Genomic DNA, 16,785 nt, shown 5'->3' with positions numbered 1-16,785 from the left:
TCGCCGTTATGTCAAACAATGACACATGGGACGTGATTGTGGTGGGCGCAGGGCCTGCGGGTATGATGGCGGCAGGGAAAGCTGCATCACGTGGTTTTCGTGTGCTTCTTTTAGAAAGAATGCGACGGTGGGCAATAAACTCTCAATCACGGGCGGTGGTCGCTGCAATATTGCTAATGTAGAGTTTGATATTCGCACGCTCCTCACGCACTACGGCGATGCGGCACCCTTCCTCTTTTCACCATTTTCACAATTTGGAGCACAGGATACTGTGGACTTTTTCCTGAAACGTGGATTGCCCTTTATTGTGGAAGACAGAAAGCGCGCATTCCCTCATACGGAGAAAGCGAGTGATGTGACACGAGTGATGGAAGCGTATGTACGTGAAGTGGGTGTAGAGATACGCACAGAGACTCCTGTGCGCTCAATACACATGCGTGAGGGTGTTGTCGTGGGTGTACTTACCGATAATGGCATACTTTCTGCACAGTCATACATTATTGCAAGTGGTGGCACCTCACGTCCCGAGACGGGTTCTACGGGCGATGCTATGCCGTGGCTCGAGACTCTCGGACACACGGTGGCAGTACCTAATCCAGATCTCGTACCACTTGTAGCGAAGGAAACGTGGATAAAGGAACTTTCGGGCACGACACTTACCGATGTCTCCATTACTTTTCGTTCTGGTACAAGAAAAGTGCGTCGTGAAGGCAACATACTCTGTACGCACTTTGGTGTTTCGGGACCTCTTATTTTGAATACTGCGCGGGAAGTGAAGGTGCTTCTTGCGACTGGTCCTGTGATGGCAACTATCGATCTTTTTCCACATGAAGATGTGGGTGCATTGCGTACACGCGTTACTACGCTTCTTCAAGCTCATTCTAATAAAACTTTGGAAAACGCACTTAGCGAACTGATGTCAAAAGCAATTGTTGAGGCAGTGCTTGAGATGTTTCCAGAAGAGCAAAAGGTACAAAAGTCTCACAGCGTCACCCGGGAGGTGCGTCACGCGCTTATAGAGCGCATGAAGGCTATGCCGCTTACCATCACGGGTACTAAAGGACTTGATTGGGCGATTGTTTCTGATGGTGGCGTTGATTTGCGCGAGATAGACACACGTACGATGCAATCTAAAAAGCATCCGAGCGTGTACCTGGTTGGCGATATGCTCGATGTATCACGCCCTTCAGGGGGATTCTCACTCCAACTTTGTTGGACAACAGGATTTGTGGCAGGGAATAGCGTGTGCAAAATAATAGATAATAGATAATAGAAAAAAGAGAATAGAGAATAGTAAATATAAATCCCCTGCAAAACCGAAGGTTTTGCAGGGGATTCCCACCGTACTTTTAAAGCGCAATAGATTTTGTCGTGTAGTACTTGAGTTCTGAAGGATTGAGTTGAAGTTGCTGTGTGTTGTTGAAGTTAAATGGGAGATTGGTGACTTGAAGACGATAGGTTTTTTCAGGATTCACCGTTTCTGGAACAAATACTACTGCAAGTGTAAATTTTTCGCACCACCTTTCTTTACTTTATACATACCATTAGTACCGAGAGTTGCATTGCTCAAAACTATTGCAGAGAACTTTCCTTTCACTTCCTTATCATTTTCATCGAGGATGGTGTATGAAACGGTACTCGTACTTGGCGCAAAACTTTGATTTTGTGCAAAGAACGGAAGGTAGACATCATGCTTTGCCATGCCAAAAGAGTAATCGATGGTAAAAAGCACACCTCCAGTCAGTGCTTCTGCGCTTTGTGCAGTGGTGAAGTATGCGTGAATAGGCGTTGCTATAAAGATGAGTGCAAGAAGTGCTCCTAAAAAACCAATACGTACGAATGAAATAGTGTGAGTCATGATGAAAAGGATTATAGAAGTATTATACATGACTGACACGAAAAAACCGCCTTCGCGGTTTTTTCGTGTCTCGCTGTTAATAAATTATAGAGTCTCTTCATCGTCAAGGATGTCCATTGCATCATCAGCAAGTTCTTCTGCTTCTTCTGCGAGGTCCTTTGCTTCCTCATAGTCTTCATCTTCAAGTGCAGCAAGTGCTTCTTCAAGCACATCTTCAGCGTCATCTACCTTGTCTCCCGCTTCTTCGTTGTCTGCATCATCGGATGCTTCACGAGCGTCGTCTATCGCGTCACCCGCATCTTCGATAGCCTTTTCTGCGTCACTCTCTGCGCTGTCGTCTTCTGCATCTTCAAGTTCTGCTTCAATAGCATCAGAAAGGTCATCGTCGAGGTCGCTTGCGTCATCACCATCGTCAATAACGTCTGCGACAGTATCGAGAACCTCATCAAGTTCAGTAGAATCTACGGTTACCTCGTAGTCTTCACCATCAAATGTGAATTCTACAGTAGTTTCACCGTCTTCTATTTCAACTTCAACATCAAATTCTTCACCATCTTCATCTTCATCATCCATTTCGTCTTCATCTTCATCATCCATTTCGTCCTCGTCCTCTACATCGTCATCACGATCATCATCTCCGTGTTCCATCTTCCACTTTTTGCAAAGTGGACCCATTCCCTTACCGCTTCCCTCGTGCTTGTCGCAACGGAGATTGAAGCGATCTTCTACCTTTTTTGCAATACCGGGAGCCTTAAGAAGTCCCTCTGGTACTTTGCCATTAAATCCCCTCACGGAGATACTCTTCAAGCATATCGCGTGTCTCACCGTTCACTTTTCCAGTGACCTCAAGGCCATGACGTGTTTGGAAACGCATTACAGCCTCCTTTGTGAGTGGGCCAAAATAGCCAGTCTTCCTTCCCTCTGGGTAAATTGTTGGATCTGTTGCAAGGAGTTCTTGGAGTTTTGTGATGTCTGTGTCAGTCATTCCCTCTTCGAGGCCATCTTTTATAAGACTTTTTACTTCGCCACGGATAGTAGAGAGTTGTTTTTGCAATTCCTCTACCTTTGCCATGAGTACCTTGATTTGTTCAAGCATCGCTTCGTTTGACGTGGTGGCTGCCTGCGCACCGGGTACTACGACTGCTCCCACAAGGAGAAGCGTAATCATTGCTGTATAAATATATTTCATCATGAGAAAATTATTATGTTAAAACTAAAAAACACTGCTAATACAAAAGCACTCCCGAAAAGGTTTGCTTATAATACAGTATATACGCTCGAGAAGGGAATTTGTTATATTTACCTGTGAAGAGCAAATAATAAAATTAATGTTAAAAGACTATCTCAAAAATTATTTCATTCCGCATGAGAAAAATGATTTTAAGCCAGACTTTCTTGAGCGTGCATCGATGGGCATCATGCTTGTGCTCGTGCTTCTTTCGTTTGCGATTGCAAATATTCAGGCGCTCGTCTGGATTGGTTCTGACTGGATGGTCTCTACTATTCTTCCTGCAGTGATAGTTGATCTGACTAATGAAGAACGTGGCGGAGACTCTCTTTCACGACTTTCACGCAGTGATGTACTGGATGCCGCTGCAGAACTCAAAGCGCAGGACATGGCAAAGAATGGGTATTTTGCACACTATAGTCCCACAGGAGTCTCTCCTTGGTTTTGGTTTGATAAAGTGTCATACAATTTCATTCATGCGGGAGAAAATCTTGCAGTGCATTTTACTGACTCTTCTGATGTGGTAGATGCATGGATGAATTCGCCGACACATCGTGCCAATATTATGAACGGTAATTTCAATGAGATTGGTGTGGGTACTGCAAAAGGTACCTATGAGGGAGAGCCTACAGTTTTCGTAGTGCAACTCTTTGGCACGCCAAGCGCTGTGGTGGCTCCACCGCCTGTGGTGGCACAGGCCATTTCACCGACACCAGCACCAGCACCTAAAACTGATATTCTTGGTGAAACGTCCAACACGCCTCCTATAAAGGTGGTGCCCGCAACGCAGCCTATTGAGGTGGCAGCAATCCCTGCATCGAGCACTTTGGTAATGGAAAACACTACTCCTGAAGCATCTACCACCATTACTGAAGCGGAAGAGAGTACTTCCACCACGATTGCCTCATACACGTATGATGGTACTACGGTGATGTATACCGACCTTGCCACTACTTCACGTGAGGGTGTACCGGCAACCATCGACCCCAATACACCTTCTTCAGTTGATACAAGTAGCCCTTCTTTGTTTGAAAAGTTTATGACCCAGCCCAGTGAATGGCTTCAGGTGGTGTATGGCGCACTTGCGCTCATTGTGTTTCTGGCACTTATGCTTTCTATCGTGATTGAGTGGCGTCGCCAAAACCCAATCCAAATTGTCTATGCCAGCGGACTTATTGCTGTTATGGCACTTCTCTTTGAAGTACATACTCTCCTCACGGGTGTTACAATAGTGTAATGCAAAATCAAAAATCCGAGAGTCGCGAGGCCACTGGAGAGGTGCTCGGTGGCGTAGCATCTTCTGATGCGCAATTTTCTATGTATAGTTCCCGTCCTCAGGCCGGCTTCCCTTCACCGGGCGATGATCAGATTGAAAAGGTGCTTGATATCAATGATTTAGTCGTGCGACACCCCGCATCGACCTTTTTTGTGCGTGTGGAAGGGGATTCAATGATAGGCGCGGGGATATTTTCGGGTGACGTGCTTGTGATAGATAGATCCATTACCCCAAAGGATGGGCTTATTGTGGTGGCAGCGGTGTATGGGGAACTGGTGGTAAAACGCCTTCGCTCCCGTGGCGACACGCACGAACTTATCTCAGAAAATGAAGCCTATCAGCCCATCACTGTCCAAGGTCACGACGATTGCTTCGTGTGGGGCGTAGTAGTAGGCAGTGTCCGCCAATTTATTTCTTAATCACTCCATCATGGTCGACTTACGATGTCGACCATAGTTACTATTTATTCATTGCTTTTGTATGGTCGACATCGTAAGTCGACCATACAATTTTATTCAAATGTAAGGTGTCTGATTGATTGAATATCTGTTTCTAAGGATATACTGCGAAGATATTTTTCTGCATGGCTCGTGTAGTTATTATTGAAAACACCTTGGAATAATGAGGTGGTGAGAATCGAAGGGAAGTTTTTAATACCCCAGTAGTCGAGGTAACTACTCCAGCGATATGATTTTAGATACGTTATTGCAGCATCGACATTATCTATTTTTTTCATTCTCCAATCAGATGTGCCTTCCTGCATGTCGAGTGGATTGAAATGAATGTAATTAAGAATATGAAGAAAATGAGCATCTGAGTCAATTAAAATCTTTTTTGTGCGGCCTTGGAATAAAGTCCCGATACGATTATATCGTTCATTAAAATATTTTGCGTATCCCACGTTAAGTTTTCGAAGAAATAGTGAAATACCACCTTCTATGCACTCACTCAAGAGCAGGTGATAGTGATTAGGCATAAGACACCACCCATGAATCTGAACAAGCCTTTCGTCTAATTGCCGACATCGTAAGTCGGCAATTTGGCTGTAACGAGTGTGATTTGCAGGGAGAGTTGAATTGAACTCGTACATATCATGCACAAAACGCGCATAATCTTGAGTATCAAGAAAAATAATCCTTTTATCGACACCTCTATTGAGAGCATGATAGAGATCCATATTAATTAACAATATCAAATATTGCCGACATCGTAAGTCGGCCATGTGCACATATTGCTCGCGCTTGTGATTAGATTGGCCGACTTACGATGTCGGCAATAATGAGATGTGATAGAGGTTTGGTATACTGGGTAGCATGTTTGGGTTGATGGATTGCAATAATTTTTTTGTTTCTTGTGAGCGGCTTTTTCGGCCGGATTTGGTGGGGAAGCCGGTGGCGGTGCTGTCTTCAAATGACGGCTGTATTGTGGCGCGCTCGCAGGAAGTAAAGGATATGGGCATTTCAATGGGTGTCCCAGTTTTTCAAATAAAGGAACAATGCAAAAAAGAGAAGATTACTCTTTTTTCATCAAACTTCAATTTGTACCGAGACATTTCTGCTCGAGTGATGAGTGCATTGAGAGCAGAATGTGGTGCTATTGAAATGTATTCAATCGATGAGGCATTTTTTGAAGTGCCGGGTGCTATTACTGAAAAAAAGATAGGGGAGATACGAACTAGAATCATACAAAAGACCGGTATTCCCGTGTCTATCGGAGTGGCAGAGACAAAAACTCTCGCAAAAGTAGCAAACAGTATCGCAAAAAAAAGAATGAATGGTCGACTTACGATGTCGACCATACACAGGCCTATTATAAATAACATTCATGGTCGACATCGTAAGTCGACCATAGAGGAGGGGGTTTGTGTGATGGATGATTCTCTATGGAAGGAATGTGCTGCGTCACTTTCGTGTGGGAGTGTGTGGGGGATTGGGCGTCAGACTTCTGCTTTTCTTACCAAGGCAGGTATTAACACGGTTGCAGAACTTTTGGCGCAGGACAGGGCATTTATTAAAAGTAGTTTTGGAGTTGTGGGTGAGCGACTGGTGCTCGAACTCAACGGCATAGCCGTGTCAAAACTCGGTGACCATGCGGGTGGTGTACAACAGTCAATTGCGAGCACTCGTTCCTTTGGAAAAATTGTAACTGATAAACTCATACTCCAAAGTGCTTTAGGGCATCATGTGGCTCACGTGACAGAAAAACTGCGCACCCAAGAACTTGTTGCATCAACAATTACGGTGGTGGCGCAAGGGAGTAGATTTGGTGAATTTTCGCATCGTGAGGGGATTATAACCACCACACTTCTTGTACCTACGGACGATACATTCGTCCTTACTAAAGAAGCAATGAGGCTTCTTGATAGACTCTTTGACCCAGAAATTCCCTACAAAAAAGCCGGAATTATTCTCGGTGGTATTGAGCCAAAGCACTTTGCGCCGATATCACTTTTCCCTGAAGAAAAACGAAATACTAAAACAAGTACCCTTAGTGTACTTTCGGATTCACTCAACAAGCGTTTTGGACGCGATACAATACGTCCAGGCATTACCCTTGGAAGAGAAAAGTGGCAGGAACATAAAGAAAAGTTATCCCCACAGTATACGACACGATGGACAGACATAGCACGTGTTAAAGCCATATAAAAGTATGTCCGAGAGTGTCCGAGACGACAATGTCCAATATACTTCTCTATTGAATATGTGTAAGTGTATAGACTCTTAGTTATCAACAGCATAAGTGATATAAAGCATTAAAGACGTTGTATACTATATAAGGTCGAGCGAGGAGTAAAAGTCAACTGATATGACTTTAAGTAAAACGGCTGTATCATTTTTTTGGTACGACTTAAAGAAATATCTCTCCACAGACTTTCCTCAATCGAAAACATTGTGTGTCGTACACAGTGAAAGTTATTTAAAAACATTTAATACAAAAGTACATGTACGTTTCTAAACGACAAGTTACTATGCAGAGCGGGATCGCGACCCTAACTGCAATAGCGCTTGTACTCTGGGCATTGGGTGCACACATGTTCACGACGGCTGAGGCAGTAAACCTCGTCTACGTGAAAGACACCCTCTCAGATTCAGCACCAAGCACACTCTCGAACCACACGCTAGAGTTCTTATCACCAGGAGCACTTGTAGGGGGAAATACCATAACGGTTACTTTCCCAAATCAATTCACCGGAACAAGTTCAGTGACTGCCACAGACGTTGACCTTGAAATCAGTGGTGTTGACGAAACTATTGGTGGAGGTGCAACCGAATGGGCATTTGCATGGGCAGGTCCAACAATGACACTTACCGCAGGTGCTAGTGAATCACTCCCCGCAAATGCAACGGCAACCATCAAAATTGGAAGTCATGCAACTGATGGAGGAGCTGGAGCTATGCGACTTATCAATCCATCAGCAACAACTTCATACGAGATTACACTCACCGCAGCAACAAACACAGGACAGACACGAGTAGCGATAATTCCTAATGTACTCGTTACCGCTAACGTTGATACCACACTTACCTTTACGGTAAACGGAACATCAACAGGTCAGACAATCAACGGAAGTCCTACAACGACTTCAGCAACAAGTACAAGCACTGCTCTTCCGTTCGGCACACTTGCAGCTAATGTATCAAAAGTACTTGGGCAAGACCTTACGGTTGCAACAAATGCAATTCATGGATATGTAGTCACTGTCGATCAAAAGCAAAATCTGCTTTCATCAACAGGTGCGGACATTGATGGATTTGTAGATGGTGCATACACGAATACCCCACAGTCGTGGGTAGGACCATTAAACAATATCAATCAAGAGAACACATGGGGTCACTGGGGTCTTACGACCACTGACACCACACTTCTTGGAGCTGGACCTGATTTCACAGCAAACCAATGGGTAGCAGCAAGTACCACGCCAAGAGCTATTATGGCTCACAATGGACCGGCAGATGGTACGACCAATCTCATTGGACGAGCAACAGTCGGATATCAGATCCAAATCACTGCACTGCAGGAAGCGGGTGATGACTACAACACTACGCTTACATACATTGCAACACCGACGTTCTAAGACTTAAAATATGCAAAAATCCTCGTACTATATTGTGCGAGGATTTTTTGTTGCTTGAATTTACATTGTAAGACTTTATGTACAGTTTACAGATAGAATTTACTTGATCCTGATGATACAATTGTCCAGATACGATATGAAGTTGCATCTAGTTTTTCTCGCAGCATGTTTCTTGTTTTTGTCTTTTAGTGGCAGTGTCAATGCTCAAAGCAATGCGGGTATTACACTTATTCCTGCAACTATTGAAGAACGTGCTGATCCTGGCACTACACAAAACCACACACTTAAAATTACTAACGTCAGCGATGTCGATAAAGAGTACTTTGTCTACAAACGCGACATTACTGGTGTTGAAGCAGGAGGAGTACCACTTTTTGCTGATGAAGGTACTGAACGCACTGGCTATGAGCTTACTGATTGGCTCGTACTTCCTTCTGAACCACTCAAGGTTGCTGCAAATGCCACTGTTGAGCTTCCGATTACAATCAACGTGCCTGCAGAAGCTTCTCCTGGGAGCCACTTCGGTGGTGTCTTTGTTTCCGCTGAGCCACCGAAACTTCGTGAGACAGGCGCAGGTGTGGGATACGAAGTTGTCTCCGTGATAAGTATTCGCATCAATGGTGACGTAATCGATGCGGCTCGCATTCGCTCATTTTCAACAGATAAACTTCTCTATGGTGCAAAGAATGTCCAGTTTACGGCGAAAATTGAAAACCAGGGGAATATTTTGATCCGTCCACGTGGCCCGGTTTCTATTACCAGTATGTTTAATAGTGACCCTGTTGTTTTTTCCGTAAATGAAAATCAATATGGTGTCTTTCCTGGGACAATGCGTGACCTCAATTTTGAGTGGAACGATGAAGGGCTTGGTTTCGGTCGGTATGAAGCAGTCCTTGCACTTGCATACGATGGTGAAGATGGACAAAAGACCATCGATGCATCACTCGTATTCTGGGTATTTCCTATGAAAGTAATGCTCGGTTTCCTCGTAGGACTCATAATTATAGTCGTGGGTGGATATGCATTTACTAAGTACTATATTAACCAAGCCATCATGCGTGCTGCGGGGGGACGTCGCATCGTGCCACAGAGGTACCGCAAGCAGGTAGGAGTTTCTCGTTTTGCTTTTGTATTTACTGCAATTATGGCAGCAGTGGTACTTTTCCTCCTTGTCCTTCTCATCTTCTCTGCATAGATGTGATAAAATCTAGTATATGCAGGTAAATCGATACCATAGTTTTCTTCGTATCGCGATGGTGGTTACTGCCTTTGTATTGCTTTTTGACGGAGGATTTCTCTTTCCTATTACCAAGCAACTTTCGGGAGTTACTAAATCATATGTAGCGAGTGTAGGAACAGGAATGTTTGCAAGTGTACCCGAAACTGAGATTAATTCTCTCTCGGCACAGATATCTGAAAAGCAACGTGAACTTGAGGCGCGCGAGGCAGCACTCAATGAACGTGAAATAGCTGCACGTGACTATGGAACATCTGATACCGCAAATAACTATTCTACATACATCATCAGTGTTATCCTCTTTATCCTTACAGTACTTCTCATCCTTAATTACGCCATGGACTGGGTGCGAGTAAGACAACTACGCTATGGCAAGTAAGTGGGTAAAAGGAATTTTTGTTGTGTGTGGAGCAGTGCTTCTTTCCACGCTTGGTATTTTTGCTGCTGATTCGATGCAGGGGATTAACGGCGGTATAGGGCAGATGGCTGGTGTAGGGAAAGCAGGTATTTGCAACGAGGGCGCAACGCCCCTTACAGTAGATGGCCGTGTGCTTTGTGTGGATGTATATGAAGCAAGTCCGTCAAAAAATTGCCCACACATGACGCTCGGTAATGTAATGCAAAGCGAGGAGAATAGCAAAAATGCCGAATGTTATGCAGCCTCAGTGGCCAATGCAACACCATGGAATTATGTGACGTTGCCTCAAGCACAGCGTATATGCGCGCAAACAGGAAAGCGTCTTCCCACAAGTGCTGAATGGTATCACATCGTGCTTGGCACTACCCCTGAGTCCTGCGCGATACAGGGAAATGCAGTGACACTGACAGGGAATACAAAATGTGTTTCCACTGCCGGTGCGTATGATGCAGTGGGCAATGTGTGGGAATGGGTGGATGAAGAAGTGGTGGGCAACACCTATGGCGGTAGACAACTCCCTGAGGAGGGATATGTGACTTCTGTGGACGCACAGGGTGTGGCAGTTACCTCCGGTGAAACCGCAGATGATTTATATGGCAAGGATTATATTTGGACAAAAAATGAAGGAGTGTTTGGCATGATTCGAGGGGGGTTTTATGGAAGCAATCAAGACGCAGGTTTGTACACAATTAATGCATCGGTGCCGACGGGCTTTGCGACGCAGGGTGTGGGCTTTCGCTGTGTAAAAGATGTGTTTTAGAGAATGAAGAAGGCGTATACTAAATAAATGAAATGGGGAAAGATTGTCCTGGTTATTTTTGGTGCACTTATGGTGACTGCGCTTGGCATTGATGCTGCAGATACAATAGGAGGAAGTGAAAGTACACTACTTGCACAAGTGATTAAAACGAACACAAAGTGTAAAGAGGGAATGATTCCTGTTGAGGGAGTGCAAGGGGTCGCATGTGTTGATACCTATGAAGCTTCTCCAAACCCTGATTGCAATTTTATGCGTCCTGCAAGTGTTCTTGAAAGTGAACAAAATTTAAATAATTCGAACTGTGGTGCATCATCACGAACGGGGGTGTATCCATGGACGAATGTGACACTTCCACAAGCACAACATGCGTGTGCGGCAGCGGGAAAGAGGCTTCCGACAAGTGAAGAATGGTACAAAATGGCTCTTGGGACAAATGAGGAGAATTGTATTATTCACGCCAATGAACCAGAAATGCTTGATAATAGATCGTGTAAGTCCTTAATTGGTGCAATTGATATGGTGGGAAATGTGTGGGAATGGGTTGAGGGAGATGTGTATGGTAACAAAATTGGAGAGCATATATTGCCACCAGAGGGGTATATCACTGGTGTAACAAGCTCTGGTTTACCCGCTACTTCAAATCCAAATACTGGCGATATACTTTTCGGTGCCGATTATCTCTGGGCAAAAGATGTAGGAACTTTTACAATGATACGTGGTGGTTTTTATGGAAGTGGAAGTGACGCAGGGGTGTATACGCTCAATGCATCGGTTCCAATTCAGTTTGCAGTACCAGGTATCGGGTTTCGTTGTGTAACTTCATAATGAGTATGAACGTCTTTACATAATAGTATGATAAAGAAAATTTTTGTCTTAGTAGGAATAGTTGCTGGTGCACTCATTGTCACAGCGCTTGGTATAGATGCTGCGGATACGATAGGGGGTGTGAAGGGCACACTTCTCTCACAAGTGATTTCTCGGAATGGAGGAGTGTGTCCCCCTGGCATGACTGAGGTGTCCGCTATCCCCAACATCACGTGTGTCGACACCTATGAGGCATCTGCAAAAGATACCTGCCCCACACCGGTGCCTGAGCAAATGATGGCTACAAAACAGAATCTTGATGCCATCACCTGTACTGCTGAATCACAGAAAGATGCTACACCGTGGCGTTTTATTACTCGTGATCAAGCAATGCAAATGTGCGCGCGTAGTGGAAAAAGACTCCCCACAAGTGCAGAGTGGTATGCAATCAGTCTCGGTATGACAAATGTTGAATCGGAATGTAATGTGTCACAAAAAAGTATTACCAAGACAGGCGCATTTACCAACTGTTTTGCACCAAGTGGAGCGTATGATTTAGTGGGAAATGTATGGGAATGGGTCAGTGACGATGTTATAAATGGTGTGTATAATGCAATACCGGTACCTGGTACTGGCTTCGTAACACAGGTGGATGCAAATGGAATGGCTACGATGGTGTCTGATACACCAAGTAATCTCTTTGACGCAGATTATTATTGGTCTCGCACAGATGGCGCGTTTGGAATGATTCGTGGAGGTTATTACGATAGTGGGACTGACGGAGGTGTATATACCGTACATGCTGATACTCCACCCACCACTGCTGGTACTGGTATTGGATTTCGGTGTGTTAAATAAACCTATCGTATATTGTGCAGTAATGTGGCGTAGGAATGTGCCGTAATGCGGTACAATAAAAGGGTACCATGCAACAGCTGGGATTTTTAGAGTACACAAAATCAAAGTGGCTTTTTGGCGTCATCTCTTTACTTGTGCTTCTGTGTGTATATCAGATTGTGTCGGCAGCAGCAATCACTAATTATAGTGATAGGATATCCACTTCTGCACCAGGTGTTACCGCAAACCACACCATTGATTTTATTACCACAGTTCCAATTCCTCCGAGTGGCTTCATCCGATTTACTCCAGACGATGGCGATTTTGAGATCCCCGCCTCGGTTGATTTTGATATCGATAATATTGCTCTTTATGTAGCAAATGGGGGTGAACATGTATTGCGTGTCGCCACGACATCTGCAAATGCTGTTGAAGATGGTATTGCATTTACGACAGGCACATCAGGAAATATTGAAATTACTCTCAATAGCAGTGAAGGTATTCCAGCGGGTGCACAGATCAGGCTTCTTATTGGTGATCATACTCCAAATGCAACCACAACTGACATTGGTATTACCAACCCACATGCAACAGGCACCTTTGAGTATTTTATTGAAGCAGGGGATGGTGTCACTAATTCACGAGTACGTGGCTTGTATGCAATTGTTGACCAAGTACAAATTCAAGATGTAGATACTCGAGAAACTGATCCTCCTATTCGATTTAACGGTGCCCCTACAGGAAACATTTCGGGTACTACACTTAATGTAGAAATGTCACTTGAAACAGATGAGTTTGCTCTTTGCCGCTACGCAGCTGCCACAGGGACACCATATTATTCTATGGGTAGTTTGTTTTCAACATCGTATCAAACAGTTCATTCAGTAACCATTCCCGTTGCTACGAGTACAACGTACACATTTTTCGTACGCTGTATTGATGATGAAGGAAACATTAACATAGACGACTATGTGATTTCATTTACAATACCTGAATTTCCAACGGGTGAACCTGGAGGGACTGGTGAGGGAGATGGTTCTGGTACGGGAGGAGGAAGTGGAACAGGAGATACGGGATCAGGAAGTGGTAGCACGAATGGTTCAGGAGGGGGTGGCGGGAGCGCGAGTGGTTCGGGAAGTGGCGGAGGTGGTGGTGGTGGTGGTGGGCCGAGTAGTGGAGGTGATGGAGAGGGAGGAGGGCTCGAAGGTACTAATAAGCCATATCAAAGTGGTGATGGACGCGTTATCATAAACGGTTATGCATTTCCGCGGAGTACCATTACCATCCTCGTTGATGGACAAATCGCAGATACAGTAACGAGTGGTGGGGATGGTGCATTTTCAAGCACGCTTGATGCTATCGCGCGCGGTGCATACACCTTTGGTGTATATGGTACTGATAAAGCAGGTATTAAATCGAGTACTTATTCCACCACCTTCACGGTGACTGGTGCACGAGGGTCTACGCTATCTAACATCAATGTAATGCCTTCGATAAAAGTTATGCCAAACCCCGTCGACCCTGGTGCTCAACTTACCGTGAGTGGATACTCTATCCCAAATGCAACAGTGACGATAGAAAATCAAAATGATAAATCAAGCGCTTCGCTCAAAACTTTTACCGCAACATCCGATAATAATGGTGCCTGGTCAGTCCAAATACCTACTGATGGCTTCAGTAAGGGTACCTACAAAGTACGTGCAAAAGCAAAACAAGAGGCAGGTATAAGTACCAACTTCTCGGGATATACTTTCTACGGAGTAGGGGAAGCCGCACAAGTTGCCCGTAGTTCGGACCTCAATCGTGATACGAAGGTAAATCTCATCGACTTCTCTATTTTGCTCTTCTGGTGGGGAAGTGCCGGAGGTAATTCAAACCCACCCGCCGATATCAATGGTGACGGTAAAGTGTCGCTCACCGACTTCTCTATTATGATATTTAACTGGACTGGTTAGAAAATAGAAAATAGATAATAGAAAATATTTAACAACGCGAAGCGTTGTCCTATTATCTATTCCATATCTTCTATTCTCTATCCGAAGGCGATTTGTGCATAACTGTTGGAAAAAATATTCAATGATGACGTATACTATACACGTATGTCCTTTTTGCAAAGACTGAAAGGCCGAGGTGTTCGTACCGAGCAACGCTTGCAATCAAGCGAGGAAGAAACCGCGCTCGATAAAATCGTACAGCTCGACGTGGATGTGTTTCAAACCACTGATCTTATTGTGGTGTACGCACAGGCTGCGGGTGCCGAGCTTTCTGATATCCACGTATCTATCGAAGGAGATGCTGATGTCGTGCTTATTGAAGGGAAGCGCCTTCGCCCGGTGCATCTTGCATTCGCAAAGAAGAAGCCGGATGGTGCTTTTTTCACTGAGGAATGTGTATGGGGTGACTTCTATCGCAGAATTATTCTTCCTGAGAGTGTCGACATTGCACGTGCAGAGGCAAAAGTAAAAAACGGAGTTCTCGTCCTCGTCCTACCACTCTTACGACCGGAGGAAAAGGAGAAAGTGAGACTTAAGATTAATCGGGTAAAAGGGAAACCGACCCGATAAGCACACTATTATGATTGTTCCTTCAGTACCTTACAGATTCACAAAAACACTAATACTCCTTGCGCTCCTTTCGAGTGTTTTTTGCATGTATGCCTCAAAAGCGTTTGCTGCTGATGTTGCAATTTCACCAAGCACTGGCTCATACTCAGTCGGACAATCATTTACAGTTACCATACAGACGAACCCACAAGGCAAGAGTGTTAATGCAGTGGAGACACAACTGAGTTTTGACAATACTGTCCTCGCCGTATCTAATGTTTCTAAAACAGGATCAGTATTTTCACTCTGGACCACCGAGCCAACGTATTCTAATGCTGCAGGTACTATTACTCTCGGTGGTGGCAGTCCAACACCTTTTTCTACACGTTCTAATCTTGTTTCAGTTACCTTTAAAGTTTTAAAGGAAGGCACGGGTGCCGTAACGGTGGCTTCGGCATCAGTACTTGCTGCTGATGGGCTTGGTACGGATGTCTACACTGGCCCCACCAACGCCTCATATACACTTACTGCTGCAACATCGCCGACTCCACCTCCGCCAAAGCCTGTAGACGAACCAGAGGAAACTCCTGAGGAGGTGGAAGAAGATAACGATGCAACTATTACGTTTGGTGACCCACCTCGACCGCCAGAAGCAGGCTCGGCTGTATTTCTTGACCCAGAAATATGGTATGCCACAAAAGTAGGTGTGTTTACATGGACAGTACCTTTTGATGTTGACGCTCTTGCTCTTGATATCGCTACCTCATCTGAATTTGATCCTGAGACTGAATATGATCCACCAATTGACCAATTATCCCTCACTCCTGAGATGCTCGTTGATGGTGTGCAGTACCTCACCATGCAGTACAAGAATCAGGTGGGTTGGGGAGGAATTCTTCATCGTAAGTTGCTTATTGACACACTTCCCCCAGAGGCATTCACCATCAATGTACGCGCAGGCAACTCACCTTCAGCTTTCCCACTCCTCACTTTTGAAGCAAATGACGTTACTTCAGGAATTAGAAAATATGAGTTAAGTATTGCAAATGGTGAGCCGGTAGAAATCACTCCTGATGAAGCAAAACTCGGCTACATGCTCAAGAACCTAGAGGATGGAACATACACTGTATCCGTCACTGCATTCGACTTCGCGGGCAACAAGACTGTATCCACTGTGGCTGTTCTCATTACTTCTGGATGGCATCCACCAGTCGAAGCAGTTGCAACTGGCTCTATCTGGGATATTTTTAAGGGAAAGAATTTGATAATCCTTCTCCTACTCCTTGCACTTATCGCTGAATTTGGGTTCATGTTGTACGCCAAAAAGCAGCACGAACAGAAAGAACAAAAACTGCGCAAAGAAACTCGCGAAATTCAAGATCAAATGGAGAAAATCTTCTCTGCACTTCGTGATGAGATATACGACCAGATTAATATGATTACAAAGCACGAACGACTTTCAAAGAAAGAGCGCGAGGCTGTAGAGGGTCTTAACCAAGCACTCGAAGTATCTGAAACACTCATAGAAAAGGAGATTACCGATGTGAGTAAGATTCTGAAATAGGATTTATTGAGCATTCTCTTAAAGTCGAGGAGAGTTTAAAAAAAAGACTTTCAGCACATCATAACGACGTCGCTTTTCTTCCGGGGGGAAGAATAGCGACGGGCTCCAAAAATATAGTCGGCTCCGCCTCATTATTTTTGGGCCATCCACAGTTATACCCCATCAAATCAAGGTTTGATGGGGTA

At 44.6% G+C, this 16,785-nt stretch carries 16 protein-coding genes and 1 pseudogene; 13 read left to right on the top strand and 4 right to left on the bottom strand.

Features of this window, described 5'->3' with window-relative positions; translation table 11 throughout:
• The first annotated feature begins 8 nt into the window (after positions 1-8).
• Positions 9-1,270 (top strand): annotated as a pseudogene (locus tag IPH92_01745) (aminoacetone oxidase family FAD-binding enzyme).
• A gap of 222 nt (positions 1,271-1,492) precedes the next feature.
• Here the strand turns inward: IPH92_01745 and IPH92_01740 are convergent.
• The 3 genes from IPH92_01740 to IPH92_01730 form a co-directional block, all read right to left on the bottom strand.
• Positions 1,493-1,858 (bottom strand): hypothetical protein, encoded by a 366-nt coding sequence (locus IPH92_01740; GenBank protein ID QQR65285.1) that lies wholly within the window; start codon positions 1,856-1,858, stop codon positions 1,493-1,495.
• An 84-nt stretch (positions 1,859-1,942) separates the two neighbouring features.
• A complete protein-coding gene (locus IPH92_01735; GenBank protein ID QQR65284.1) occupies positions 1,943-2,650 on the bottom strand; it encodes a hypothetical protein in 708 nt (235 codons plus the stop codon).
• Positions 2,637-3,050 carry a peptidoglycan-binding protein gene (locus IPH92_01730; GenBank protein QQR65283.1) on the bottom strand — a complete coding sequence of 138 codons (414 nt, stop codon included), beginning with the start codon at positions 3,048-3,050 and terminating at the stop codon, positions 2,637-2,639. The genes IPH92_01735 and IPH92_01730 overlap by 14 nt, the downstream gene beginning before the upstream one ends.
• A gap of 136 nt (positions 3,051-3,186) precedes the next feature.
• On the opposite strand from IPH92_01730, the gene IPH92_01725 reads away from it, so the two are divergent.
• The gene (locus tag IPH92_01725; protein QQR65282.1) at positions 3,187-4,323 is read left to right on the top strand and encodes a hypothetical protein; all 1,137 of its coding nucleotides are present in this window, start codon (positions 3,187-3,189) and stop codon (positions 4,321-4,323) included.
• A complete protein-coding gene (gene umuD, locus IPH92_01720; protein ID QQR65281.1) occupies positions 4,323-4,781 on the top strand; it encodes a translesion error-prone DNA polymerase V autoproteolytic subunit in 459 nt (152 codons plus the stop codon). The genes IPH92_01725 and umuD overlap by 1 nt, the downstream gene beginning before the upstream one ends.
• Before the next feature lie 92 nt (positions 4,782-4,873).
• Here umuD and IPH92_01715 read toward each other — a convergent pair whose 3' ends face one another.
• Positions 4,874-5,539 carry a transposase gene (locus IPH92_01715; GenBank protein ID QQR65280.1) on the bottom strand — a complete coding sequence of 222 codons (666 nt, stop codon included), beginning with the start codon at positions 5,537-5,539 and terminating at the stop codon, positions 4,874-4,876.
• Positions 5,540-5,675: 136 nt separating this feature from the next.
• Here IPH92_01715 and IPH92_01710 point away from each other — a divergent pair, with 136 nt between their 5' ends.
• The 10 genes from IPH92_01710 to IPH92_01665 all read left to right on the top strand — a co-directional run bounded on the left by IPH92_01710 (position 5,676) and on the right by IPH92_01665 (position 16,600).
• Positions 5,676-7,007, top strand: a complete 1,332-nt coding sequence (locus IPH92_01710) for a Y-family DNA polymerase (protein QQR65279.1) — start codon at positions 5,676-5,678, stop codon at positions 7,005-7,007.
• 323 nt (positions 7,008-7,330) lie between these two features.
• Positions 7,331-8,437, top strand: coding sequence for a hypothetical protein (locus tag IPH92_01705; GenBank protein ID QQR65278.1), 1,107 nt, complete (start codon positions 7,331-7,333; stop codon positions 8,435-8,437).
• 136 nt (positions 8,438-8,573) lie between these two features.
• Positions 8,574-9,632: a hypothetical protein gene (locus IPH92_01700; protein ID QQR65277.1), complete on the top strand. Its 1,059-nt coding sequence runs from the start codon at positions 8,574-8,576 to the stop codon at positions 9,630-9,632.
• 19 nt (positions 9,633-9,651) lie between these two features.
• A complete protein-coding gene (locus IPH92_01695) occupies positions 9,652-10,053 on the top strand; it encodes a hypothetical protein (protein ID QQR65276.1) in 402 nt (133 codons plus the stop codon).
• Complete coding sequence (locus IPH92_01690; GenBank protein ID QQR65275.1) at positions 10,043-10,852, top strand: hypothetical protein; 810 nt, start codon at positions 10,043-10,045, stop codon at positions 10,850-10,852. The genes IPH92_01695 and IPH92_01690 overlap by 11 nt, the downstream gene beginning before the upstream one ends.
• 27 nt (positions 10,853-10,879) lie before the next feature.
• On the top strand, positions 10,880-11,677 hold the full coding sequence (locus IPH92_01685; protein QQR65274.1) for a hypothetical protein: 798 nt from the start codon (positions 10,880-10,882) through the stop codon (positions 11,675-11,677).
• A gap of 27 nt (positions 11,678-11,704) precedes the next feature.
• A complete protein-coding gene (locus IPH92_01680; GenBank protein ID QQR65273.1) occupies positions 11,705-12,514 on the top strand; it encodes an SUMF1/EgtB/PvdO family nonheme iron enzyme in 810 nt (269 codons plus the stop codon).
• Between the two features lie 68 nt (positions 12,515-12,582).
• Positions 12,583-14,448 carry a hypothetical protein gene (locus tag IPH92_01675; protein QQR65272.1) on the top strand — a complete coding sequence of 622 codons (1,866 nt, stop codon included), beginning with the start codon at positions 12,583-12,585 and terminating at the stop codon, positions 14,446-14,448.
• 144 nt (positions 14,449-14,592) lie between these two features.
• Entirely contained in the window at positions 14,593-15,057 is a 465-nt protein-coding gene (locus tag IPH92_01670; GenBank protein QQR65271.1) for an Hsp20/alpha crystallin family protein, read from the top strand.
• Between the two features lie 10 nt (positions 15,058-15,067).
• Positions 15,068-16,600, top strand: coding sequence for a hypothetical protein (locus IPH92_01665; protein QQR65270.1), 1,533 nt, complete (start codon positions 15,068-15,070; stop codon positions 16,598-16,600).
• The last annotated feature ends 185 nt before the right edge of the window (positions 16,601-16,785 follow it).

The sequence above is a fragment of the Candidatus Kaiserbacteria bacterium genome (assembly GCA_016699245.1).
Classification (GTDB): domain Bacteria; phylum Patescibacteriota; class Minisyncoccia; order Phycocordibacterales; family UBA918; genus Damh-18.
The sequence above is the reverse complement of the archived record's forward strand: the minus strand, read 5'-3'. Positions and strand labels throughout refer to the sequence as shown.

What these genes read in the sequence shown, in the direction of transcription:
- IPH92_01740 (QQR65285.1), bottom strand. Translation starts at nt 1,858, where the DNA reads ATGACTCACACTATTTCATTCGTACGTATTGGTTTTTTAGGAGCACTT.
- IPH92_01730 (QQR65283.1), bottom strand. Translation starts at nt 3,050, where the DNA reads ATGATGAAATATATTTATACAGCAATGATTACGCTTCTCCTTGTGGGA.
- IPH92_01725 (QQR65282.1), top strand. Translation starts at nt 3,187, where the DNA reads ATGTTAAAAGACTATCTCAAAAATTATTTCATTCCGCATGAGAAAAAT.
- umuD (QQR65281.1), top strand. Translation starts at nt 4,323, where the DNA reads ATGCAAAATCAAAAATCCGAGAGTCGCGAGGCCACTGGAGAGGTGCTC.
- IPH92_01715 (QQR65280.1), bottom strand. Translation starts at nt 5,539, where the DNA reads ATGGATCTCTATCATGCTCTCAATAGAGGTGTCGATAAAAGGATTATT.
- IPH92_01710 (QQR65279.1), top strand. Translation starts at nt 5,676, where the DNA reads ATGTTTGGGTTGATGGATTGCAATAATTTTTTTGTTTCTTGTGAGCGG.
- IPH92_01705 (QQR65278.1), top strand. Translation starts at nt 7,331, where the DNA reads ATGCAGAGCGGGATCGCGACCCTAACTGCAATAGCGCTTGTACTCTGG.
- IPH92_01700 (QQR65277.1), top strand. Translation starts at nt 8,574, where the DNA reads ATGAAGTTGCATCTAGTTTTTCTCGCAGCATGTTTCTTGTTTTTGTCT.
- IPH92_01695 (QQR65276.1), top strand. Translation starts at nt 9,652, where the DNA reads ATGCAGGTAAATCGATACCATAGTTTTCTTCGTATCGCGATGGTGGTT.
- IPH92_01690 (QQR65275.1), top strand. Translation starts at nt 10,043, where the DNA reads ATGGCAAGTAAGTGGGTAAAAGGAATTTTTGTTGTGTGTGGAGCAGTG.
- IPH92_01685 (QQR65274.1), top strand. Translation starts at nt 10,880, where the DNA reads ATGAAATGGGGAAAGATTGTCCTGGTTATTTTTGGTGCACTTATGGTG.
- IPH92_01680 (QQR65273.1), top strand. Translation starts at nt 11,705, where the DNA reads ATGATAAAGAAAATTTTTGTCTTAGTAGGAATAGTTGCTGGTGCACTC.
- IPH92_01675 (QQR65272.1), top strand. Translation starts at nt 12,583, where the DNA reads ATGCAACAGCTGGGATTTTTAGAGTACACAAAATCAAAGTGGCTTTTT.
- IPH92_01670 (QQR65271.1), top strand. Translation starts at nt 14,593, where the DNA reads ATGTCCTTTTTGCAAAGACTGAAAGGCCGAGGTGTTCGTACCGAGCAA.
- IPH92_01665 (QQR65270.1), top strand. Translation starts at nt 15,068, where the DNA reads ATGATTGTTCCTTCAGTACCTTACAGATTCACAAAAACACTAATACTC.